The sequence below is a fragment of the Microbulbifer maximicatervae (SeqCode) genome, from assembly GCF_052468295.1.
The window spans coordinates 892358-915167 of record NZ_CP174340.1 but is presented as its reverse complement, the minus strand read 5'-3'; the positions used below and the strand labels follow the sequence as shown (position 1 = coordinate 915167).

At 43.0% G+C, this 22810-nt stretch carries 19 protein-coding genes and 1 pseudogene; 13 read left to right on the top strand and 7 right to left on the bottom strand.

All coding sequences use genetic code 11. The annotated features are described in order from the left end of the window. The first annotated feature begins 147 nt into the window (after positions 1 to 147). Together ACJJIQ_RS04435 and ACJJIQ_RS04430 are read left to right on the top strand one after the other, a co-directional pair. Positions 148 to 1308, top strand: coding sequence for a patatin-like phospholipase family protein (locus ACJJIQ_RS04435; protein WP_445363816.1), 1161 nt, complete (start codon positions 148 to 150; stop codon positions 1306 to 1308). A gap of 584 nt (positions 1309 to 1892) precedes the next feature. Further along, on the top strand, positions 1893 to 2540 hold the full coding sequence (locus tag ACJJIQ_RS04430; protein WP_444941292.1) for an MOSC domain-containing protein: 648 nt from the start codon (positions 1893 to 1895) through the stop codon (positions 2538 to 2540). A 401-nt stretch (positions 2541 to 2941) separates the two neighbouring features. On the opposite strand, the gene ACJJIQ_RS04425 is transcribed toward ACJJIQ_RS04430, so the two are convergent. From ACJJIQ_RS04425 to ACJJIQ_RS04415, 3 genes are all read right to left on the bottom strand, one after another. After that, positions 2942 to 4426, bottom strand: a complete 1485-nt coding sequence (locus tag ACJJIQ_RS04425; RefSeq protein ID WP_444941291.1) for an APC family permease — start codon at positions 4424 to 4426, stop codon at positions 2942 to 2944. Between the two features lie 283 nt (positions 4427 to 4709). Further along, entirely contained in the window at positions 4710 to 5873 is a 1164-nt protein-coding gene (locus ACJJIQ_RS04420) for a serine hydrolase domain-containing protein (protein WP_445363815.1), read from the bottom strand. A 284-nt stretch (positions 5874 to 6157) separates the two neighbouring features. Then, complete coding sequence (locus ACJJIQ_RS04415; RefSeq protein WP_445363814.1) at positions 6158 to 6865, bottom strand: alpha/beta hydrolase; 708 nt, start codon at positions 6863 to 6865, stop codon at positions 6158 to 6160. A 174-nt stretch (positions 6866 to 7039) separates the two neighbouring features. On the opposite strand from ACJJIQ_RS04415, the gene ACJJIQ_RS04410 reads away from it, so the two are divergent. Genes ACJJIQ_RS04410 through ACJJIQ_RS04395 form a run of 4 tightly spaced genes read left to right on the top strand, consistent with a single transcriptional unit; the run spans position 7040 to position 9655 of the window. Continuing rightward, positions 7040 to 8125: an alkene reductase gene (locus ACJJIQ_RS04410; RefSeq protein ID WP_445363813.1), complete on the top strand. Its 1086-nt coding sequence runs from the start codon at positions 7040 to 7042 to the stop codon at positions 8123 to 8125. A 10-nt stretch (positions 8126 to 8135) separates the two neighbouring features. Further along, positions 8136 to 8708, top strand: a complete 573-nt coding sequence (locus ACJJIQ_RS04405) for a TetR/AcrR family transcriptional regulator (protein ID WP_444925391.1) — start codon at positions 8136 to 8138, stop codon at positions 8706 to 8708. A gap of 26 nt (positions 8709 to 8734) precedes the next feature. Then, positions 8735 to 9037 (top strand): YciI family protein, encoded by a 303-nt coding sequence (locus ACJJIQ_RS04400; protein WP_444941288.1) that lies wholly within the window; start codon positions 8735 to 8737, stop codon positions 9035 to 9037. A gap of 9 nt (positions 9038 to 9046) precedes the next feature. Further along, entirely contained in the window at positions 9047 to 9655 is a 609-nt protein-coding gene (locus ACJJIQ_RS04395) for a DNA-3-methyladenine glycosylase I (protein WP_445363812.1), read from the top strand. Between the two features lie 108 nt (positions 9656 to 9763). On the opposite strand, the gene ACJJIQ_RS04390 is transcribed toward ACJJIQ_RS04395, so the two are convergent. Together ACJJIQ_RS04390 and ACJJIQ_RS04385 are read right to left on the bottom strand one after the other, a co-directional pair. Next, on the bottom strand, positions 9764 to 10453 hold the full coding sequence (locus ACJJIQ_RS04390; protein ID WP_445364788.1) for a substrate binding domain-containing protein: 690 nt from the start codon (positions 10451 to 10453) through the stop codon (positions 9764 to 9766). 69 nt (positions 10454 to 10522) lie between these two features. Next, a pseudogene (locus ACJJIQ_RS04385) lies at positions 10523 to 10660 on the bottom strand (helix-turn-helix domain-containing protein); the annotation flags it as partial. Positions 10661 to 10760: 100 nt separating this feature from the next. Here ACJJIQ_RS04385 and ACJJIQ_RS04380 point away from each other — a divergent pair. Then, the gene (locus tag ACJJIQ_RS04380; protein ID WP_445363811.1) at positions 10761 to 11870 is read left to right on the top strand and encodes an NADH:flavin oxidoreductase; all 1110 of its coding nucleotides are present in this window, start codon (positions 10761 to 10763) and stop codon (positions 11868 to 11870) included. 127 nt (positions 11871 to 11997) lie between these two features. On the opposite strand, the gene ACJJIQ_RS04375 is transcribed toward ACJJIQ_RS04380, so the two are convergent. Then, entirely contained in the window at positions 11998 to 13134 is a 1137-nt protein-coding gene (locus ACJJIQ_RS04375; RefSeq protein ID WP_445363810.1) for a serine hydrolase domain-containing protein, read from the bottom strand. An 85-nt stretch (positions 13135 to 13219) separates the two neighbouring features. Here ACJJIQ_RS04375 and ACJJIQ_RS04370 point away from each other — a divergent pair, with 85 nt between their 5' ends. The 5 genes from ACJJIQ_RS04370 to ACJJIQ_RS04350 all read left to right on the top strand — a co-directional run bounded on the left by ACJJIQ_RS04370 (position 13220) and on the right by ACJJIQ_RS04350 (position 19442). After that, positions 13220 to 14161, top strand: a complete 942-nt coding sequence (locus ACJJIQ_RS04370) for an IS1595 family transposase (protein ID WP_445363808.1) — start codon at positions 13220 to 13222, stop codon at positions 14159 to 14161. A gap of 588 nt (positions 14162 to 14749) precedes the next feature. Further along, positions 14750 to 16327: a phytoene desaturase family protein gene (locus ACJJIQ_RS04365; RefSeq protein ID WP_445363809.1), complete on the top strand. Its 1578-nt coding sequence runs from the start codon at positions 14750 to 14752 to the stop codon at positions 16325 to 16327. A 669-nt stretch (positions 16328 to 16996) separates the two neighbouring features. Continuing rightward, positions 16997 to 17938: an IS1595 family transposase gene (locus tag ACJJIQ_RS04360; protein WP_445363808.1), complete on the top strand. Its 942-nt coding sequence runs from the start codon at positions 16997 to 16999 to the stop codon at positions 17936 to 17938. Between the two features lie 200 nt (positions 17939 to 18138). Beyond that, positions 18139 to 19116 (top strand): trypsin-like serine peptidase, encoded by a 978-nt coding sequence (locus ACJJIQ_RS04355; protein ID WP_445363807.1) that lies wholly within the window; start codon positions 18139 to 18141, stop codon positions 19114 to 19116. Between the two features lie 104 nt (positions 19117 to 19220). Then, positions 19221 to 19442: a hypothetical protein gene (locus ACJJIQ_RS04350; RefSeq protein WP_413662641.1), complete on the top strand. Its 222-nt coding sequence runs from the start codon at positions 19221 to 19223 to the stop codon at positions 19440 to 19442. Positions 19443 to 19547: 105 nt separating this feature from the next. Here ACJJIQ_RS04350 and ACJJIQ_RS04345 read toward each other — a convergent pair whose 3' ends face one another. After that, a complete protein-coding gene (locus tag ACJJIQ_RS04345; RefSeq protein WP_445363806.1) occupies positions 19548 to 20663 on the bottom strand; it encodes a manganese-dependent inorganic pyrophosphatase in 1116 nt (371 codons plus the stop codon). Between the two features lie 1043 nt (positions 20664 to 21706). Here ACJJIQ_RS04345 and ACJJIQ_RS04340 point away from each other — a divergent pair. Then, the gene (locus ACJJIQ_RS04340) at positions 21707 to 22294 is read left to right on the top strand and encodes a hypothetical protein (protein ID WP_413662643.1); all 588 of its coding nucleotides are present in this window, start codon (positions 21707 to 21709) and stop codon (positions 22292 to 22294) included. Positions 22295 to 22810: the final 516 nt, after the last annotated feature.

Here is a 22810-nt window from a genome sequence, read left to right as displayed (position 1 = left end):
ACTACGGACCGCTCAACCCATAAAAAGTAATATCATACGTTTTTTCCGCCCCCGTTCTTACCCGGCAAAACCCGCTCTCTCCATTTAGTCAATATCAAAGATTCGGTGTCTATATCCTTGCGACGTAAATACCTTATAGGTGCAGAAATGGAACTCAGTTATTTCCTTATTATATGTACAGTGATCATTGTGATTTTCACTGCCTGCGCCTATCTGTACAACTATATCCTTACAGCAAGCGCAACATTTTATCGCTCACCAGTGCAAGAGGATGAGACTGCGATACGCAATCACCTCAATGATAAAGATACGATCAATATACTTGTCATTGACGGTGGTGGTATTCGTGGACTCATACCGCTATATGTCATTAAGCACTTGGAAAAAGCACTGGGGCAACCAGTTGACGAGCTTTTCGATGTGTTTAGTGGTGTCTCGACGGGCGCTGTCATTGTTACCGGGTTGAATGTCCGCTCATCTCACCTGGCTAAAAACTATGCCAATGTCGACTCAAAAACAGACTTGCTTATTAACCTATACAAGTCGAAAAGTAATTATCTGTTTTCAACCCCTTGGTATCATAAACTGCTTACAGCATCCGGCCTTTTTTCTCCAAAATATTTGGGTCGCCGTCTTCACAAAGTGATGGAGAAGCACTATACACCAGAGCTTAACTTCACCGATTTGAAAAATTATGTGATTATCCCCTCACTCAGTGTAAATACTGGTGAACTTCACCTCTTCAAAAACCGAGGAGGAGATACCAGTGAGCTTCCTACCAACAGCCTATACCAACTGGTCACAGCTGCAGTAAGTGGGGTTTCACTGTTTCCCCCAGTTGGCTTTATGGCTGACAGCAAAGAAGTGGGCCATAAATACTTTGCCGACGCAGGTATTTCTGCCAACAACCCTGCAAGTGTTGCGCTCCTGGATATCATCAAAGAGTTCCCTCACAAGAACTACTATGTGCTGATTCTTGGGTCTGGCACCTCCCCGCTAACCAGTTCGCAGGTGAAATATAAAGACCTGAAAAACTGGGGCATACTACAGTGGGCACGAGATGCTATCTCAAGTGTTCAAAGATCAATGGATGAGCAGCAATTGCACGCCCTGGAAATTGCTTCATTACTCTCCAACAATGTAAAGATCAAATATGACTATCTCAATGTAGAGGTAACTGAACCCCATGTCGGTCTATTCGAATACGACAATATCGACTCACTCAAGATTCACTCAGATCGACTCATTAAGAACAATAAACAGAAAATACAACAGGTAATTGACCAATTGGCCACTGCCAACGGATAAAAAGCTCATCACAATCTAAGGCGGCAACTCAAAAAAAGTTGCCGCCTAGCCTAAGGACAGAGGCATTCACTCTATCAAAAAATACACGCTTAGCACCCATCATCCGCTCACCCGCATGCCAGCAAACCAACCAACAAATATTTTACTGATTTATCGTTAGTGACATTACTCTTCAGAAGCAAAATCAAACGGCGTTTAACCATGCCAAAGTTTCGCTATCTAATCACAATTCTAATTACACTGACCTCTTGCCTCTTTGTGAATGTTAGAGCTGGAGAACTTCATGATCGTGAAGCTCGAAACAGGTGTATAAAAACCTGTAAGAATAGCTACTATGACTGCATTAGAGATAATGAAAATCAAGACTTGTGCGTAGAGAAGAAGATCCACTGCGATAATATATGCTATGAATACGAAGAAGATCGCTGGCGCTGGTATCGAGATGAATCTTCCAACCATTAACCAATAAGCAGATATGTGTTAGCCGTCCTATAGGATATCAAGACAACATTGGATAGCTGTGCAATAAGCGTATATTTTGCTAAGATCCAGGTCCTACATAAATTATCTACCAATAAGAAAATATGAAACTCCTTTCTATAAACGTATCCAAAAAAGTAGATTATGAATACAAAGGTAAGACTGTAACAACGGGGATCTTCAAGAAACCAGCCCAAGGAAAAGTTTTTGTTGGTAAGAATAATTTGGAAGGAGATGAGCAGGCAGACTTAAAAAATCATGGCGGCAAAGATATGGCCATATATGCGTTTTCTAATGACCACTACCCTTGCTGGGAGGACCTGTTAGGCAGAAAGGGCCTTAAGTATGGCGCATTTGGTGAGAATCTAACGGTAGAAGGGCTTCGAGAAGAAAATATCTTTGTTGGAGACCAATTCCGCATAGGCAGTTGTATCCTTGAGGTAAGTCAACCCAGAATACCCTGCTTTAAGCTAAGCATGGCCCTAGATAATGACGCTGCAGCCAAGATTCTCACTAGCAGCTTTAATTGCGGTGTATATTTTAGGGTTGTTAAAGAGGGGCATATAAAAGAAGGGGATTCGATTTGTAAGATAGCTAAAGCTCCAAACTCAATCGACATACGATCTATGTTCAGAGCTTTTTTTGATAAGCAATTTCCCAATACCAAGCAAGTACTCCAGGCTGCAAGTCAGCTACAACCCTTATCCAAAGAATGGAGAGAGAAAGCTGTAAGGCGGCTCTCTAAACTCTGACAATTGAGTAATTTATCACATCAGCCTACTAACTATGTTCCCTCCGAAAGTGAGCCTCCAGGAGGGCTATATAGTAAAAGTTAAAACCCGGCATTACCCCGGATTTAAATGTGTTAATCGTAGTTTTTTAGCGAAAAGTACTAACTTATTAAACAGACAAGAATTAATAGGCTTCCTCAAGTTGATATTACTGCGCGAGCTATGCTCGAACACCCCCTATTGCCATCTACCAATATATTTGCGGATAAAATGATAGCTATTATCAAGCATTCAATAACTTAAACGGATCCTGTCAGAATTGGCCTTGGCAAAAGGGTTTATTCATATACTTGGATGCGCCCAACACCCAAGAATCTTTTGCTAACATCACAGACACCAACCATTTAAAACCTTACATCAAGCTACAGCTTATTATACAACCTGCAAAATTTAACATAGGGCTTCGAAGATATTAACAAATAAAAAGCAACTGAAAAAATAATTACCGCCCCAGCGTACTGAATAAAATATAAAATCCATAAATATATAATAAACGGCAGAACTAACACAGATAATTTCTTAACCCCAATACTGGCAATATGCAACGATGCATAAATACAGATAAGTACTGACAAAGAGGCGCACACCAACAAAAGGGATGATGAAGTTATGGTAATCATGAGCACCCCCAGTACAGCAAAAACAGCAGCCCCAAAGTATCTCGTGCCAGGTTCAAGTGCTCCCATGCTAATGGGGGCGGCCATATATCCAACTATATGATAGCCAGATACGATCACCATAAGTGCTGCCCAACTATCAGCATGAGCAAGTACAACTGCTGCTATCAACCAATTAGTAAGCATCGAGCGCCTTGATAAATTATGTACAGGATCTAAAACAGCTAACCATCGCGGCATTTGCCCTACAGAGGCCATTGCAAATAGAATTCTTGACGAGGCCCCCAAATAAGTATATCCAGATGCCGAGGGACTTATCACACTGTCTGCAAGTAGTATCATTGCAAGGAAGTGCAAGCCAAGCAGTGTCGCCAAGTCCAAAAGCGGCGAGTCAAAATTAATCCCTTGCCAACCACCATTTTCCACCAGAAGATCGTTCGGCACTGAGGCCATAAAAGCATATTGCAATGCAAGATAAACAAGCGTCATTATTGTAATTGATAAAGTAACGGCCAAAGGAATATTACGCTTGGGATGTTTTATCTCACTGGCAAAGGCAACACTGATCTGAAAGCCATTAAACGAATATATTAGACCTGCCCCAATAACAGCGGAAAAAGCGCTTCCAAACCCAAACTCCTGATTAGAGTCAATTGAAAAATTTGACCCACTTGTATCACTACTAAATACAACTATAAGCAATACAACTATTGCAAAGGTGGGAGTAAATATCTTTAGAACAGTGACAACATTATTGATCTTGGCAAGAAACCGTATTCCATAATAGTTAATCAGCAAATATACAAAAAGAATACTTAACGCGAGAACCTTCCCCCACGGGGTCAAGGTGTGATTGTCAATTAACAAAGAGGAATCTATAGCAGATGAGAGATATTGGGTAGTTGCCTGCGCCTCGGTCGCAACAACCATTAATGTGCCAAACCAGTTAGCAAACGCAAATGGCATTCCAAAAATACTATTGTGCGACAATGCACTGGATTGAGCGAGGGCTCCTCGGACTGGGTAGAATGCAACGACACGGCTTAGGCACAAGCCAACCATCAAGACCAAAAGCGCCGCTAATATCCAGGCTCCAAAAGCCCAATTACCTGCATAGTTTGCCGTAAGCTGCGCACTAAACAACCAGCCCGAACCTATCATACAGGTGGCACTAAGCAGCGTAGCACTCAACAGAGAAACGCGTTTTTTTCCGCCTTTGGCACAACCCATATCGACTGTTTTCTATAGTGTTATGCAGGCGTCTTCTCTATTTAATCTGATAGCTCCTGCTACTAGTATCTTTAGTTTAGCCAGCCCAGTTCATTTCAACCAAAAACAGTAAGTTATCTCTTTCTACTTCAGGTATAAGTCAAAATTAAAAATGGAGATATTGTATAGAAGCCTTTAAAGGCCTAATAGAAATTTGACATGAGCATCAACTCGCCTTTCCAAAAGCTTAGGGCTGCCTGCCGGGAGGCACGTTCAACATATGCAGCAACGAAAGTTAACGCAACTATACAGAGGGCTGAAGGAAATCCCAGCGGTTGCATCTTTCAACATCGAGGTATTCTTTCAAGATTGACGCCATACGCCCCCGCATCCGCCAGAATTTTTCTGGCACATAGTTAGTCGCAAAAGCTATAGAGGCCTTACATTCAGGAACAACTAAAAGGTAAGCCGTAGCCGCATCATCAGTCACGCCACCGTGATGCAGTACCAACCATGGCTTATCTTGCTCCCCTAGATTTATGCCACCCACCCGCCAACCAAGGGAATATTTCTCCTTGTTTATTTCGCCATTGCGTAATTTCAATGGCACAGAAAGCGCTTGTAGGGCATCTGTAGACAAAAATCCATTTTCATAGGTAGCTTGAGCCATTCTTACCAGATCAGAGGGTGTTGATATAAATCCTCCACCTCCAAAAAGGAAACTCCTATCTCGCTTGGTCGTTGATTTAACATGCACACTCTCTTTACTGGTACTTGAATAATATGCCGCTTCATTTTCGTGCCCTGCAAAAGAAGTGTCCAACTCTGTGGCTTTCATTCCCAGGTAATCCCAGAATTCGGAACTGAGATAATCAACGTACCCTTTTTTCGAAGCCTGCTCTACAACAGCGGATAGCAAGATATAACCATTCGATGAATAACGATATTCTGTTCCAGGTTCAAATAGCAGAGGGTGTTTATCAAATACGTAAAATGCATCAAGTGGGTGTTGATGATCTTTTACATTGGAAAACTCAGCCAAATCTCTTTCCGGTGTATCATGTGGCACACCAGCGGTATGTGCGGCAAGTTCAGCAACACTGAATAGCCGAGTATAATGGGGCCTCTCTACATACTTACTTACCGGATATTGCAGATCGAGTTTACCTTTAGTAACTAGCCGAGCTACAGCTAATCCCGTCATCGGTTTAGCCAAACTACCAACTGAATACTGTGTACTTGTATCGGCTTCCAAACCCTTTTCAATATCAGCAAGACCTACCGCTTGCGCAAAAGCCACACGATTATCCAACCCTATCGCAACGGATAAAGATGGTAGATTGTACTCCTTCTTTAATTCTGCAACTTCAGTCATAACTTTAGAAAAATTATTCTCGGCTGCTGAGGCTTCCATAGGAAACCCTACGAAGAGCACCATTAAACCAAATAGCAAATAACTTCTTAACATTTTTCTCACTTCAAATTCACTATAATAATTCTGGGGATCATAAATTCGTAAATAATAGCTGATCTACTACCTAGTAAAGCCTCCATCTTCAGCCAAGAAAAGGGGGATCACACTTAATCAGCTACAGTTTAATTAGACGCAATCAATACTGAACTTGGATTCAATAGATCAATTATTTTTTATATCGACACGCACTTTAATTATACAGAGACATACTTGACCCATCTCTCATTGGAGCATTCATAAGGGGTGCCCCATATAAGTTGCTAAAGTAGCAACTATCGCTATATCGAGGCTATCAAAATTTGGGTGAGTTCTTTGGGCATATCTAGCATCACATCATGACCACAGGGAAGGTTTATCGTCTCCCAACCAAGTTCTCTCTGGGCTCTCTCAAAGAACGGCCTACCAATTCCTGGTGCCCAGCCTGACGCATAGATGTATCGGTGCCGAGCTACTTGCCTCCATAAGCCCTGTAGTTGAATCGGTTGCTCAAATGATCCCAGAGGATGGTCGACACAGCGCCGATCCACCCACGCCTGATCTTGAATGTTAACCCCGAAATCTATTGCAGGACTTGGCGCTACGCGAAATCCATCACCCTGAGTTCTGGCAATATCCTGAAAATTCAACCCGACCTCTACAGGCAAAAGATCTAAGACGTTTTGCCCATCCTCTGGAACTAAGGCATCAAGATAGACAAGGGATCGTATATGCTGGTGCACCTTATCAGCCACACCGGTTATTACCACTCCACCATAACTGTGGCCACACAAGACAATATCCGTTAACTCTTCACATGCGATAACACCCAGAATGTCTTGTATATGCGTATCCAGGTTGATTGTGCCATCTAAAAGGTGCGCCCTTTCTCCGAGCCCCGTCATAGTTGGGCTATAAACCTCATGGCCGTACCGCCTAAGAAACGCTGATACCCGCTTCCAACACCAGCCTCCCTGCCAAGCACCGTGTACCAGAACAAATGTTGCCATAAAGACTTAACCCCACGACCAGGCACTCCACCTGTATGAATTATCGCCACTTTTAGCTTCCACCCCCATCCCAAATGATAAACGGTTGACAGGTCTAGGACGCTTGACCTAGCATTATTGATCCTAGGTCAAGCGTCCTAGACCCTGTAATGCTAGTTAAAGAGGAAGTACAGCATGGCAAATCTATTTCAATCCTTCGATTTATCAGGTCTTCGACTTACAAACCGCATGGTTATGGCGCCGATGACGCGAAATCGAGCGGACAAAAATGGAGTCGTAACACCCATGATGGTTACGCACTACCAACAGCGGGCAAGCGCTGGCCTAATTATCGCTGAATCATCTCCTATCTCTACGCAAGGTGTGGGATACCCTTACACGCCAGGTATATACACCGCTGATCAAGTTGATGGTTGGAGGAAGTTAACCCATGCAGTACATCAAGCTGGTGGGAAAATTTTTATACAGCTGCAACATTGCGGGCGCATTTCCCATCCCGACCTACAACCAGATAAAAAGGCTCCCGTGAGCGCATCTGCAATTAAACCAATTGGGCAAGCGGTTACCTACGAGGGGCATAAGGACTTTGCTCTTCCCCGTGCACTAGAAACTAGTGAGATTCCAAAAATCGTGGAGCAATTTGGCTTTGCTGCACAAATGGCTAAAGAGGCCGGCTTTGATGGAGTTGAAGTTCACGGCGCTAACGGGTATCTGATTGATCAATTTCTGCGTGACGGGACTAATCATCGCAACGACCTCTATGGTGGAAATATAGAGAATCGCATGCGTCTTTTAAACGAAATAATTGATTCCGTGATGGAAACTTGGCCTTCAAACCGTATAGGCGTGCGTCTAACACCAGAGAATAGTTTTAACTCAATGTCTGACTCTAACCCACAAGAAAATTTCGAGTATGTTTTAGAGCAGCTAAGTAACCGGAATATTGCCTACGTTCATATTCTGGAAGGCGATATGATGAAAAAAGAGAGAGCCGTAAATTATCCAGCTTTACGCGAATGCTTTAAGGGTGTGTATATCGCGAATAATGGCTATAATCTCGAACTGGCCCAAAAATCCCTGAAAAGTAATAATGCCGATCTAATTGCATTTGGAACACCATTTTTAGCCAACCCTGATTTAGTTTACCGACTAAAACAAGGCATATCACTCAATCAAGCCGATCACTCAACTTTTTACGGTGGAGATGAAAAAGGCTACACTGACTACCCATTTGCCTCAACCCAAATAGAAAATCAGTAAAGTTATCGATATGGAAAAACTAGACACCCGCGACCGAATCATCGCAATAGCAGATGACTTATTTTATCAACAGGGTTTTGAGCATACCTCATTCAAGGATATCGCTAATCTTTTAAATATTTCTCGCGGAAACTTCTACCACCATTTCAAGACTAAAGATCAAATTCTATCTGGTGTTATAGAGAGAAGATTGCAAAAAACCCAAGCAATGCTGGAAGAATGGGAAGCACAAGGGAATACATCTGAGCAACGGATAAAATGTTATATCTGTATTGTCATTACCAACTGGGATAAGATCAGAGATTTCGGCTGTCCCGTAGGTACTCTCTCCAATGAACTTGCCAAGTTGAACCATGTAGGGCGAGAGGATGCCAATAAAATTTTCAGTCTGTTTCGGGAATGGCTAAAAACACAATTTACACAACTAAATCCCAACACTGATGCCGATAAACTAGCTCTACAGGTTCTCTCTTGGAGCCAGGGTGTTGCAACCTTAGCAAATGCTTTTCAGGACAAGGACTATGTTGAGTACGAAGTGAATAAAATGTGCTCTTGGGTTGACACATACAAGGAAAAAGCTTAGCGCTATTTACAAGGAACTGTGAGTATATGTTTATTATTTTGTTAAAATTTTCAGAAAAAAAATCACAAGCAGCAAAATATATGACTGGCCATAAGGAGTGGTTACAGAAAGGCTTCGATGATGGAGTTTTTATACTGTCTGGAAGTATAAAACCTGGAATTGGTGGAGGTATCCTAGCATTTAACACCACTTATGAAGAATTGCTAATACGCGTCGAACAAGACCCTTTCGTATCTGAAAAAGTGGTTAGTGCCGATGTCATAGAAATTGATTCATCCAAAGCTAGTCCGCAGCTTGAATTCTTATTAAGACCCGAGGCAAACGGTTAGGTAATTGGTATGGCCGCGCAACTTATTCAAAGCCATGATGGTAAATACCGTTGTAACTGGTGCGCTTCTGCACCAGATTTCCTGGAGTACCATGACAAAGAATGGGGCTTTCCAGTTAGTGACGATTTTCGCCTATTTGAAAAGCTATGCCTGGAAGGTTTTCAGTCTGGTTTAAGCTGGCGTACAATTCTTGCAAAAAGAGAAAACTTTCGGGAAGCTTTTTATGGATTTAACTTTAATAAAGTAGCCCGTTTTACCAATACAAATGTGGAAAAACTGCTATCAAATGAGGGAATAGTCCGACACCGAGGTAAAATCGAAGCCGTTATTAATAATGCCAAATGTGCCAGGGAAATCGTAAAGAAAGAAGGATCTCTTGCATCATTTCTCTGGAGATACGAACCTAAAAAAGAGATGCTTGGCAAGCCTCAGTCCATGTCTACCTCAAATGAATCGATCATATTATCGAAAGATTTGAAAAAGTTAGGCTGGAAATTTGTAGGGCCTACAACTGTCTATGCCTTTATGCAAGCAATGGGATTAATTAATGACCATCTAGAGGGATGTGTCACGCGATCTAAGATAGAGAGTGCAAGAAATAAGTTTGTAAAACCCTAATGCTTAACTAGAACTAATCCGCACGATCATAGGTAATCTATAAAAGGGTAGAGCTTGATAGGGGATGCACCCAAGGTAAAAGATATTACCTCTGATACATCCCCAATCTTACTCACCAAGCTGCTCACATATAAAATTGTATAGTAATTTTAATCGATAGGAGGACATACGGTCCCCAGGCCTAAGAGAATAGAGGTTTAATTCAGCAGTTTGAAAGCTTGTCAAAATCGGGACTAATCGCCCCTCTCTAAGATCATCTTCAATGATAAAATGGGGGATCAGTGCAATGCCCTTCCCCTCTAACAAAGCACAATGGAGTAATTTACTGTTATTAGAAGTCAACCTAGGTTCCAGATAAATATCGAGCCATTTACCTTTATCTTTAAACTGCCACACGCTGGGTTTACCCGGTAGGGTATATACCAAACAGCGATAGTCACTTAACTCACGGGGGTGGCCTGGCTCCCCATATTGTTTAAGGTACTCAGGCGCCGCACAGGCAACTCGATGATAACTGGTAATTTTTCGGCATAACAAGGCGCTATCAGCTAGCTCATTAGTTAGCCGTAGCACAAGATCAAACTTCTCTTCTAGCACATTCACATAATGATCTCCCATTTGAATATCTAGAAGGATTTCCGGGTACCGATCCATAAACATATTCAAAATGGAACCGAACTTGGATAACCCCCAAGACATCGGGACGCCAATCCGTAACTTTCCTCTAGGGCTTTCATTGGATTCACACAAGTCATCCTCTAAAGCATCCCACTTGCTGAGCACTTCAAGTGCCCGCATGTAACACCGTTCCCCGGAACTAGTCACCTGCATATGCCGAGTACTGCGGCGCAAAAGCGTGGTTCCCAGGCGAGACTCCAACCTCTCTACCGACTTAGAAACCCAAGCTGCAGATACACCTAAACGATTTGCAGCAGTAGTAAAGCTTCCACACTCCACGACCGCACTGAAAACCCTCAAGCTCTCTAATTGATTAATTCCTGCCATATTCAATAAATAGTTGAAACTGTAATTACCTAATGTCTGATTTACACAACAATTCGTTAATTGTCAAAATATTAAAAATCTTAATAGGTAAGAAATATTTATGGCCACCAAATATCACAATCTATTCAACACCATTGAAATCGGAAAATTACGTATTCCTAACAGGCTCGCAGTCGCACCCATGACACGGGTCAGCGCCGGGCTGGATGGTCGCGTTGGTCCATTGATGGAGGAGTACTATGAGGGATTTGCCCATGGAGGGTTTGGGCTGATTATTACCGAGGGATTATATACTGACAGACTTTATAGTCAGGGTTACAAGTATCAACCTGGTATGACCTGCCACGATCATGCACAGAGCTGGAAGCCGATTATCACAAGAGTTCATAAGCAAGGAGCCCGGATATATGCCCAATTGATGCATGCCGGCGCCCTTTCGCAATATAACCCTTATGCCAATCAAAATGCTGGCCCCTCTATGGTTCGTCCCCAGGGAAGGCAAATGCCCTTCTACTATGGAGAAGGCCCCTATCCCATGCCGGAAGCCATGACACAGCGAGATATTGCAATGGTTGTTAAGGGCTTCGCTCAGGCTGCCCGCCTGGCACAACTTGCCGGCTTTGACGGTGTTGAGATACACGGTGCCAATGGCTACTTGTTAGACCAATTTTTAACCACCTATACCAACAAACGAAAAGACTGTTATGGAGGAGTACTCACTAACCGTTTACGTATTTACAAGGAAACACTTAAATCAGTAAGGGCAGCGGTCGGAAAGGACTTTGTAGTAGGCGTTCGTTTCTCTCAGAAAAAAGTGAATGATACCAACTATATTTGGCCTGAAGGCGAAGCTGGAGCTGCCGAAGTTTTCGAGCTAATGAAGCAATGTGGTGCCGACTATATTCATACTACCGAACCAAAAATAGACAATCCCGCCTTTGAAAACAGTAACTCATTAGCAAGTCTGGCAAGGAAATATAGTACTCTACCGGTTATTGCCAACGGCGGAATTACAGACCCAAAACTCGCAGCTCAGGTCCTAAAAAACAATGAAGCAGATATCATCTCGCTTGGTAAAACGGCCCTAGCCAATCAGGACTGGCCCAATACCATAAAACGAAATCAGACCCCAAAGAACTTCACTTTTGATATGCTTTCACCCCATGCGACACTGGAATGTGCTCGTGATTATTTTCAAAGAAAAAGCTAAATAGTTACCTGAGGACGGCGGAGGGGTTTAATTACCCTTCCCCTCATTGTAGACCAGACAATGGCTCTAAGCGAGTGAAGGGTAATCTTAAAATTAGCAACTTTAGCTTTCTGACACCTTAAATTGATTAGTTTTTATTATGGAAAATATCTAATGTTTTCAGAGATAGCTCTACCAAGTCAGCCGTTTGATCACTATCTACATTCTTGACAACGCTTATAGAGCGGGCATGATCAGGGCAAAGCATTAGCATGGTACTTCCGCCAACTCCTTCACCACTCATCAATTTAATGTTTGGATGCTCCTCGATAATTCTAATCAGCTCCGCATCCTCCTCCGGATCATACCAATCGCTTAAACTGACAAAGTCAACAATCCAACCAATTCCGTAGCTTACTTCCTCACCACTTGTTAGAGTTCCTGGGCTAAAAAGCTCAGAAAGCGATTCATCACTCAGATAGCCACTATCAAGATGTGACATAGCAAACCTAACCAGGTCACTTGGTGTAGAGAGCATACCTCCGCCAGCATATTTATAGCTACTATTTACTTCTGGAGAGTTGATTAGACTTCCTCCCCAGTAAGAATAAGCTCTTTGCCTGTGGGAAATTATGGGAGAGTTTTCATCAAAAGTACTATTTTTGAGGTTCAAAGGATCAAATACTTCCTCTTGAACTAACTTCTTAAATTCAGTTCCTGATGCAGACTCCATTGCGGCAGCGAGCAATGTCCAAGCATAGGTCGAGTAATTAGAGTCTGTCCCGGGGTAGAAAAGTAAATCGTCATCCTTAAAAAGATCTAACGCATCTATTGTGGAACTATATTCCACATTGTAAAGAAATTCCCCCAAAGATTGGTAGTGGCGAATGCCGGAAGTATGATTTGTTATCTGTCTTAAACTAATATCAGCGTGTGAATCAGGCCAAGCCTCTACCAGCGAAGAGACATAGGTGTCCAACTCAATAATCCCCTGTTCTTTCAACCTCATGAGAGCAGCTGCAGTGATAACTTTCGAAACACTGGCGATTCTCAATTTGGTTTTTCTAGTCATTGGAACATGAGATTCGAGGTCAGCAAAACCATAACCTCTTGCCCATCGAACATGCCCATTTTCCCCTACAGCCACACTAATTCCAGGCACAGACGCCTCAGAAACCGCATTTACAAAAAGACTATCCAAGTCACCCGTATGCGCTACTGAACTTTCAGCCGGAAATACCGAACATAAAGAAAGTACAGCGCTTAAAGTTATACGTTTGTACATATTTTTACCTAATTACCACTCTTGCTAAGTTATGCGTAACTGTATATAAATACAGCTATCTCGTTGATCTGCAAGGGAATACGCCATGGCTCGCAACAAGGTACAGTTTCAGAAGGGTATTAGTTTGACCCAATTCCTCAAAATGTACGGCAGCGAGGAACAGTGCTTCGATGCACTGTCGCAGTGGCGTTGGCCCAATGGCTTTTGTTGTCCTCACTGCGGGCATGACAAGCATTGCGACCTCGCTTATCGCAAGCTTAAGCAATGTAACCATTGTCGGCGTCAGACATCGATTACCTCTCGTACAATTTTTGACTCCACGAAGCTCCCCCTCACCACCTGGTTTCTCGGTATTTTCCTGATTACTCAGGATAAGAAGGGCATTTCCTCTATGGAGCTATCTCGACATCTAGGTATCTCTTACAACGCAGCATGGCGTATGAAGCAGAAACTCATGCAAGTGATGATGGAGCGAGACCAACGATACAAACTGTCCGGTTTTATTGAACTAGATGATGCCTATCTCGGTGGTGAGCGTACTGGATGCAAGCCCGGGCGCGGAGCCAAGGGTAAAACTCCCTTTGTGGCGGCCGTTGAAACAACCAAGGAGGGACGCCCAACCCGTATTAAGCTCTCAATTATCAAGGGCTTCAAAAGCAGTGAAATTTCAACCTGGAGTAAAAAGTACCTTTGCAGTGGCAGCACAGTCATCTCAGATGGTCTTCCATGCTTCAATGCCATTAAGGAGGCCGGTTGTGTACATGACAAAATTGTTTGTGGTGGTGGCCGAGCTTCTGTTGAAGAGCCTGAGTTCTATTGGGTAAATACAGTACTTGGTAATTTAAAGAGTGCGCTACGTAGCACTTACCATGCTATTAGGCCGAAATATGCACAGCGCTATTTGGCAGAATTTCAATATCGCTTTAATCGGAGGTTTGATTTGTCGGCACTCATTCCAAGATTGATTTACGTCTCTCTTCGGACACCACCGATGCCAGAAAGGTTGCTAAAAATTGGCTTAGCATAAGTGGTAATTAGGTATTTTTAAATCCTTTTAATCTTCACACACCAAATAAAAACATTTACTAATTGACTTTATCACTCAAATATAACCCGGACAATTAAAAAATATCCATCAACTGCACTAGTTAGCTTTAAACACTCTACTCAATAATTGATATATAGGAGGTTTTACAAGAACACACATAAACAGACTTTTAATTTAAGGGATATCATTCTCCATCCATAAACAAGTAGTCGTTGGCGAAATTCGAAAGTACTACGTGACTGCAACCTGTGACAATATCTTTATCCGATCAAGATTAGAGAAACTTCAACATCCGGCACAACAATAATACTCAGAATTAAGCTGTCTTTTTAATTTATATCTAAATAACTTCAGCAATTACTTTTTCTTCAACTTCCGTTACTCTACACTTACTCAGACAACATTACCTGGAGTTAGGGCATTTAAATTCCGCTTCTCCAATACCCTAAAACAGATAAGTAATGACTAAAGTTATCGCTCCAAAACTGAAACCCAAAAAACACTCTTTATTTTTTGATAGTTTTCTGTAAATATTCATACTAGTCCTTATCCATATAGAGAATAATAATGAAGGATTATGTGATTATTGGTGGCGGTCATAACGGCCTGGTCTGCGCTTGTTATTTAGCAAAAGCAGGGAAAAAAGTAACGATCCTTGAACGCCGGTCTATAGTCGGGGGGGCAGCAGTAACTGAAGAGTTCTACCCAGGTTTTAGAAATTCTGTAGCAAGCTACACAGTAAGTTTGCTTAACCCGAAAATCATCGAAGATCTCAATCTCCGTGAACACGGCTTGGAAATCAAGTTACGGCCACAAGCTAACTTCTTTCCACTTTCAGATAGTGAAAGTCTCTCTTTCCATAAAAATATCTTGGATACACAAGCTGAGATTGCACGTTTCTCAGAAAAGGACGCAGCCACCTTACCTGACTTTTATGCCATGCTGGAAACCGTAGCAGATATTTTGCGCGAGGAATTACTCCGCTCCCCCCCTAATGTGGGCGGTGGCTTTGTGGATTTAGTCCGTGCTGGGGGCTTTGGCTTAAGAGCGAAAAAGTTGAGTATGTCATCTCGTCGCGATGCACTTGACCTGTTCACCAAGAGTGCTTCAAGTGTACTGGATGCCTGGTTTGAAAATGACCATGTCAAAGCTGCATTTGCTTTCGACTCTATAGTCGGAAATTATGCAGCTCCCAGCACTCCTGGCTCTGCCTACGTGCTGTTGCACCATGTATTTGGCGAGGCTAACGGTGATAAAGGCGCTTGGGGACATGCTATGGGCGGTATGGGCGCTATCACTCAAGCCATGCGAAAAGAAGCTGAGCGCCTTGGGGTCAATATTCGTACAGATGCTGAAGTCAAAGAAGTTCTGGTAGACCGCAGTCGTGCCAACGGCGTACGACTTAGCAGTGGAAAAACTATTACGGCCGACAAAGTAATCGCCAATGTTGGTCCCAAGCTGCTTTACTCCCGGATGATTGACGAACAACACCTAGAGCCAGAGTTCCGCCGCCGCGTACGTGGATTCAGGGTGGGTTCCGGTACTTTCCGTATGAATGTGGCGCTGTCTGAACTCCCAGACTTCATCTGTAAGCCTGGAACTCACCTACAACAGCATCATCAATCTGGGATAGTCATTGGTCCAACAATGACCTACTTGGAGCAGGCGTTTGTCGATGCAACTCAATACGGCTGGTCAACACACCCCATTGTAGAAATATTGATCCCCTCCACCATCGATCCTACTCTTGCTCCAGAAGGCAAACATGTCGCCAGCCTATTTTGCCAGCAATTCGCTCCAGAACTTCCGCAAGGAAAAAGCTGGGACGACTATCGTGACCAAGCTGCAAAAACAATTATCGATACCGTCACTAACTATGCCCCCAATTTTCGTGATGCGGTAATCGCCCAACAAATTCACTCACCGCTAGATTTAGAGCGCAAATTTGGCCTCATGGGAGGTGATATATTCCATGGTGCCCTAGGACTGGACCAACTATGGAGTAATCGCCCCTTTATGGGCTTTGCAGATTACCGCACGCCGATACAGGATCTGTATCTCTGTGGCTCGGGTAGCCACCCGGGAGGCGGAGTTACTGGAGTACCTGGGCATAATGCTGCTATGGAGATTCTCAGAGATAGATAAGAGTGGCCTGCAGTATGCGGGCCCTTTATCGCTTTACTACCAATTAGCTTTGATTCCAACTAGTAGCTCTAAAGATTCTGCTATTTTAAATAGTTGGAACACCTATTTCGAACACTTCACAGATTCCTCTGACGCTACAAAATATATGAGTGCCAAACAGTTATTTCCTTTGAGGATGATTGAATATCTAGTGCCCAGCGCCACAAAAACCTTTATTTTGATTATCGCCCTCTACCATTTATAGCCATCAAGGTTCTTCACGATTTTAACGGGTATCTGCCGCCGCAGCTGATTTAGAAAATAGCACTTCTATAACAGTTTATTTATCTTGTTGGTTCCTACACTTATGACCTCTATACCTCTTACATAAACATTCCATATTTAAATAATAACCAAGATCATATGCAACCATAAGCTGAGCAAGTGATAATCTTCAGCTGCGAGAAACATTGGATAAATGACATAGACCTCACTATGAACCAATTAATTTAATATTCGCATACTAAAAAATCTTAGCTTATTCACTCAATACTTTAACAAATATTAGCAACCACAAAACCCTCAACACCTAAAGCAATTAATATAATCTTTCCTAATTACCACTCTTGCTAAGTTATGCGTAACTGTATATAAATACAGCTATCTCGTTGATCTGCAAGGGAATACGCCATGGCTCGCAACAAGGTACAGTTTCAGAAGGGTATTAGTTTGACCCAATTCCTCAAAATGTACGGCAGCGAGGAACAGTGCTTCGATGCACTGTCGCAGTGGCGTTGGCCCAATGGCTTTTGTTGTCCTCACTGCGGGCATGACAAGCATTGCGACCTCGCTTATCGCAAGCTTAAGCAATGTAACCATTGTCGGCGTCAGACATCGATTACCTCTCGTACAATTTTTGACTCCACGAAGCTCCCCCTCACCACCTGGTTTCTCGGTATTTTCCTGATTACTCAGGATAAGAAGGGCATTTCCTCTATGGAGCTATCTCGACATCTAGGTATCTCTTACAACGCAGCATGGCGTATGAAGCAGAAACTCATGCAAGTGATGATGGAGCGAGACCAACGATACAAACTGTCCGGTTTTATTGAACTAGATGATGCCTATCTCGGTGGTGAGCGTACTGGATGCAAGCCCGGGCGCGGAGCCAAGGGTAAAACTCCCTTTGTGGCGGCCGTTGAAACAACCAAGGAGGGACGCCCAACCCGTATTAAGCTCTCAATTATCAAGGGCTTCAAAAGCAGTGAAATTTCAACCTGGAGTAAAAAGTACCTTTGCAGTGGCAGCACAGTCATCTCAGATGGTCTTCCATGCTTCAATGCCATTAAGGAGGCCGGTTGTGTACATGACAAAATTGTTTGTGGTGGTGGCCGAGCTTCTGTTGAAGAGCCTGAGTTCTATTGGGTAAATACAGTACTTGGTAATTTAAAGAGTGCGCTACGTAGCACTTACCATGCTATTAGGCCGAAATATGCACAGCGCTATTTGGCAGAATTTCAATATCGCTTTAATCGGAGGTTTGATTTGTCGGCACTCATTCCAAGATTGATTTACGTCTCTCTTCGGACACCACCGATGCCAGAAAGGTTGCTAAAAATTGGCTTAGCATAAGTGGTAATTAGGTAATCTTTTAGACAAATATTTCCTGCTTTCTCTCGCATAAAAACTGGCGCCGGTTATTTTCTAATTAACTATCATCGAGTTGTAAACATGTACGGCGGTACTATATTATGCGCCCGCACATAAATTAAGTGCGAAAACAAAAATGGCTGTACCACTACTTAAAACCTATTAATTTAGAGGGATCAGATATGAACAGAAGTCATATTTTTCTTTCATTGGTAGTGCTCTCAGGGGCATCCCATGCAGCCCCCCTTTATAACTTTGTTGAGATAGACCAAACCGCAAGTTTTATAAGCGGTCATAATGTTGCAAAACAACCGGTAGTCAATGATGCCGCAGTAAGTAAAGAATATACGTTAATGGAACGCACCGCTTCTTTAAGTGCTGTTTCGGTTACTCCAGACGGTAGGCAATATACTGCAGAAGTAGATCAAGAATCCTTATCGCTATTGGAGCAAGCGATAGCAATTATTGAATCTCATGGTTTGGATTCAAGGATTTATTCATCAAAAGGACAGGCGCCCACCATGATTCGTGGTGAGGAACAACTGCTCCCCACAGTTGTAATTGGTACCGACGACAGAGTTCAAATTACTAATACCGTGCAAAATCCTCACTGGTACAATGGCCGCATTGATGTAGGCTGTACCGGTACATTGATTACCGCAAAGCATGTGCTAACGGCAGGACATTGTGTTTCTGATGGCTCCGGCAACTGGTATAGTTCTCTTGATTTTACAGTGGCTCAATCTGGTAATTATGAGCCCTGGGGGAGTGAATCCTGGACAAATGCTGTGACTACCAGTGCTTGGCATAATAATTCAGATACGAACTATGACTATGCAATTATTGTGTTAGCGGAACCACCACACAATGGATATTCCGGATGGGGTGTCTATTCTGGCGGCACTCATAGTGTTACTGGATACCCAGGAGATAAGCCATTTGCTACTATGTGGACAGATTCCGGTAGCACATCTTCAAGTACATACAGAGTGTGTTACACATTAGATACAGCTGGCGGTCAGAGTGGCAGTGGGATTAAAGACACGTCCAACAGTGTTCGCGGAGTCCACACAACTGGATCATCCTCGCAAAACTGTGGAACGCGTATAACCAGCTCCGTCTATAACACTTTGCAGGATTGGATTGAGAATTACCCATAAAGTAAAATTACTTCACCCAAGCTTAGGATAAGGCGCCCTTGGGCGCCTTTTTTAGAATTATGAGAACGCTAATTTCTTTAATATTTTTTCTAAGTGCATGTGGAATGATGGCAGATGATGAACCCGAATGGCAGCGTATAATGGTGAGAGGCAGTCTAAATACACCTGATCCAGTTTTACAGGAAGTACAGCGTCTGGAAGAATTAGGAAAGGTAAAAGATGTGGTTATTCTTGAGTCCTATCCATTACAGATATGGTTTAGTTCCGATTTTGAGACAGCCGAGAAGCTGAAGTCCCTGTCAAATAAATATAGTTCATCTCGCTAGTTTTCTCTTTACCTACGCGCGAATGATAATTTTTTATAGGAGGGATAGTAGTGAAGCCGCGCAACTGACACAGGCCCAGCCACTCTCATTTCTCTTATCTCCCTTTTACTTCTCTAGGACTCGTTGAATCGCAGGACCAATTTGGCGCTTCCGTGAGATCATCCCCTCAGCAACAACCATGTCATCGACTACATGATCTCCAAATGCCGAGATAACAACAGCCTTATCTTGGTCATCACTCCAAAGCATGTAAGATCGATTTTCACGAGTGTCAACGATTGCGAAGATCAAATGATCGATGCCTTTCTCTTTCTTTATCTCGCCCATAGCAGACTTCAGTTCGTATCTCCTATTAATCAACGGCTGGGCCATCAGCGTTTCAGCAACACCGATACCAACTTCTTTTCCCCCAAATTCAAAATCCTTATAGTCAAGTAAAATAATATCCCTGGCCGAAAAACCACCCAAATCAGATTTTGCCATCAACATACGCTCTGCGAATTTATCGATATCATCTATGCCAGCTCTCTTGGCCAGCATTTGAACATAAGCTCTGTCGTATTCAGTTGTGGTAGGTGATGTCAGGTTAACCGTATCCGAAAGAACTGCGGCCAACCCCATACAAGCCAGATATGTCGGCAATTCAATGTCAAACATGCGTGCATGGTCAGTCAAAATCGTGGCGGTCGATCCCCAGGGCCTTATCTCTATACTAATTACATTCGGAATATTAATTGGTGATCCACCAATCGCATGATGGTCGATTATTGCTACAATCGAGTCTGGGTCAATTCCACTTGGCAATTGTGTGCTTTGATTAAAATCAACTAAGCCAACAGTCTTTCCAGAGAAATCTTCGATTATTTTTGGCTCATCAGCACCACATTGATCAATTGCAAAACGAGTTTCAGGATTAACTTTACTGGGTGTCCCAGGCTTACCACCATAAATAAAGGCTGCTAGTAAGCTCCCGCTAACAGAATCAGTATCGGGGACTGTATGCCCGATCCAAACTAAATTCTGGCTGCTTTTTAACTCCTTCCTCAAGTAGTCAACAGTAGATAACTTATCGCCCACCAGTTCTGAGGAGCTGGATTCCTGCGCGTTTGATGTGACACCCACAGCTAAGCTAAATGAAAATATGACTCTCAAAAGCAGATTGGGAAAATCCTTTGGTCCGTGCTTACATAATGTTGCCAGACATAAAATCAGAAATCCCATTGGCATCCCCCACAATCATCTACCGGCAGTGAAATAGAAACTTTGATAGATAGCCAGTGTCGCAACCAACCTCCAGTCATACCAAATCCTCACCCGGCCACATATTAAGTGGATCACAAAATTGTTAATCCTTTCTAAATGAACAGGTAGGCAGTTCGTAATATAGACAAGGTGCAAGTACTTAACGGGCGGACCAGCTATATGTCTGCTATACCGCTGCAATTTGTCGCATGCGACTACAACTAAGCATATTCCTTCACAAGCTTTGCCTAATAATTCGATTCTACTCTTAACTAAATACGCGCTAAGGACATCAGTTACCTATGAATATAAAGTATAAGCCGCCAGTCCTATTGACAAATGAAAAGAATCTTGCAGAGCGCTAGGTGGTTATGCAAATAAATATGATTTACTAAAACCCTACCGTGAACCCCCCAGAATTCTCTTGATGCAATATCTCTGAACGACCTTCTTATCAGCAAAGGGTTATATATCTCGCTAACGCGCCGCCTCTATCTAAAGTCATCTACTTTAACAGGGCAAAAATACTCTTGTTCAAAATCTGACTTTTTACTATCGAAGCTCAGAGTTGTTCCGCTCTCTAGGTTGATTCAGGATTTATCTTTCGGCGACTTTTGATTCATACATAAACTTCTTTACCATGAATTAGGAGTGACTTGAGTTCGCTGAAACTTATCATCACTTGGCTCTCCTTAACCCCCAACATTACGACTGTGACCACGGCACCACCCCTCAAGTATTCCCCTACCCGTCTATTTACAACCGACATGCTCGCTTTCTTAAATGATCAAAGTTTGACCGTTATCGGTGCTGGTAGCTTGGACCTTAAAGTTCAAAGCGAATATGGGGCCGCTTCCCGGCATTTCACGGCCCTAACCTCCAAATCGGGGATGGAGAGCCTTCATGACCGATGCCTGTCCAATGCTGTTACTTCTCTCTAATCTTTGGATGTCCTTAATAATTCTTTCTGAAAGGCGCTTAGTGTTATAATTTTCGTATTGTGATAATAACAAGGTGTAAAAATGGCAAAGTATATTTACCTCCCCGTAAACAGTGAAGAAATGCTAGAGTTTGCGGAGAATATGGCGAGCGCATGGAGTATTCCGAAGAATCATATTCTTGCCAACAAGGTGACATCCGGTATTGGTAAGTCTATGTACCGCTGGATAGATAAGTGTCTCAGTAGCCTCAAATCTGGTGATACTCTTTATATTGTTTCTCATGGTACTGGCGCTGGTGACGGCGAGCAAATTGGTGCTCAGCGCAATAACGGTAAGAATAAACAAACCAAAGTTTTCGAGAGGGGCGTAGAGTCGTGGCAGGGTGGAGAATGGAAAACCTATACTCCGACGCAGCTAGCAGCTACCCTGGTTAAAGAAGGTTTGCCTGGTAGTTTTGTTGACCTGCATCTCTGTGCTTGTGGGTCAGGTTATGACGGTGAGAGGTTAAGGCCCTGGGCGCAGCGTTTACGTGAGGCGATGGCCACTACCCATAAAAGCCTAGAGGTTACTGGGTACCTTGGCTGGTTTGACGCTACTGGCAGCTCTGTCAAGATTAAGGTTAATACCAAGTATTATGATTTGAATGAGCGTGCAGTGACCTTTTCTTAAGAGTTATTAGCTAAAGGTTACTGTAGACACCTGCAAGGGTGTTCAAAGCTCTGTATCAGCCTAACACCTATAGACTTTTGTATTTCTCCAGGCGATCTGGAACGCGGATCGCCTGCTGCCATAGTGCTAGATTCTAATTTTGAGTTGGGCTCGTCCAGCATCCGAGACTTTTAGTTCATAGACGTAAAGAAGCCTCTGTAAACTATAGTCTTGGCGAAACACTTTCGGTCTTAACAAGCTCCAAATCAATATATTTTGGGTGTACAGCAAAGGCGACTTTCGGCGCTTCCTCTCACTAATCTAGCCCTACTCCAAACACCTCACGCCACAATCGCCTTATTTCCATCCAACAACAAAGTTTTCCAGAATCTGAACACAAACTCTGATTATTTTACACTCCTTGATTCCAAATTAGAGTAAAGATTCAACAGAAGTGATTCTTGTCGCATAACTAACTTCTACCTTCAGTCTTTGGCTGTTCTGAATCATCTCTGCACCTGTATTTGGTAATGAGCA

What these genes read in the sequence shown, in the direction of transcription:
- ACJJIQ_RS04435 (WP_445363816.1), top strand. Translation starts at nt 148, where the DNA reads ATGGAACTCAGTTATTTCCTTATTATATGTACAGTGATCATTGTGATT.
- ACJJIQ_RS04430 (WP_444941292.1), top strand. Translation starts at nt 1,893, where the DNA reads ATGAAACTCCTTTCTATAAACGTATCCAAAAAAGTAGATTATGAATAC.
- ACJJIQ_RS04425 (WP_444941291.1), bottom strand. Translation starts at nt 4,426, where the DNA reads ATGGGTTGTGCCAAAGGCGGAAAAAAACGCGTTTCTCTGTTGAGTGCT.
- ACJJIQ_RS04420 (WP_445363815.1), bottom strand. Translation starts at nt 5,873, where the DNA reads ATGTTAAGAAGTTATTTGCTATTTGGTTTAATGGTGCTCTTCGTAGGG.
- ACJJIQ_RS04415 (WP_445363814.1), bottom strand. Translation starts at nt 6,865, where the DNA reads ATGGCAACATTTGTTCTGGTACACGGTGCTTGGCAGGGAGGCTGGTGT.
- ACJJIQ_RS04410 (WP_445363813.1), top strand. Translation starts at nt 7,040, where the DNA reads ATGGCAAATCTATTTCAATCCTTCGATTTATCAGGTCTTCGACTTACA.
- ACJJIQ_RS04405 (WP_444925391.1), top strand. Translation starts at nt 8,136, where the DNA reads ATGGAAAAACTAGACACCCGCGACCGAATCATCGCAATAGCAGATGAC.
- ACJJIQ_RS04400 (WP_444941288.1), top strand. Translation starts at nt 8,735, where the DNA reads ATGTTTATTATTTTGTTAAAATTTTCAGAAAAAAAATCACAAGCAGCA.
- ACJJIQ_RS04395 (WP_445363812.1), top strand. Translation starts at nt 9,047, where the DNA reads ATGGCCGCGCAACTTATTCAAAGCCATGATGGTAAATACCGTTGTAAC.
- ACJJIQ_RS04390 (WP_445364788.1), bottom strand. Translation starts at nt 10,453, where the DNA reads ATGCGGGCACTTGAAGTGCTCAGCAAGTGGGATGCTTTAGAGGATGAC.
- ACJJIQ_RS04380 (WP_445363811.1), top strand. Translation starts at nt 10,761, where the DNA reads ATGGCCACCAAATATCACAATCTATTCAACACCATTGAAATCGGAAAA.
- ACJJIQ_RS04375 (WP_445363810.1), bottom strand. Translation starts at nt 13,134, where the DNA reads ATGTACAAACGTATAACTTTAAGCGCTGTACTTTCTTTATGTTCGGTA.
- ACJJIQ_RS04370 (WP_445363808.1), top strand. Translation starts at nt 13,220, where the DNA reads ATGGCTCGCAACAAGGTACAGTTTCAGAAGGGTATTAGTTTGACCCAA.
- ACJJIQ_RS04365 (WP_445363809.1), top strand. Translation starts at nt 14,750, where the DNA reads ATGAAGGATTATGTGATTATTGGTGGCGGTCATAACGGCCTGGTCTGC.
- ACJJIQ_RS04360 (WP_445363808.1), top strand. Translation starts at nt 16,997, where the DNA reads ATGGCTCGCAACAAGGTACAGTTTCAGAAGGGTATTAGTTTGACCCAA.
- ACJJIQ_RS04355 (WP_445363807.1), top strand. Translation starts at nt 18,139, where the DNA reads ATGAACAGAAGTCATATTTTTCTTTCATTGGTAGTGCTCTCAGGGGCA.
- ACJJIQ_RS04350 (WP_413662641.1), top strand. Translation starts at nt 19,221, where the DNA reads ATGATGGCAGATGATGAACCCGAATGGCAGCGTATAATGGTGAGAGGC.
- ACJJIQ_RS04345 (WP_445363806.1), bottom strand. Translation starts at nt 20,663, where the DNA reads ATGGGATTTCTGATTTTATGTCTGGCAACATTATGTAAGCACGGACCA.
- ACJJIQ_RS04340 (WP_413662643.1), top strand. Translation starts at nt 21,707, where the DNA reads ATGGCAAAGTATATTTACCTCCCCGTAAACAGTGAAGAAATGCTAGAG.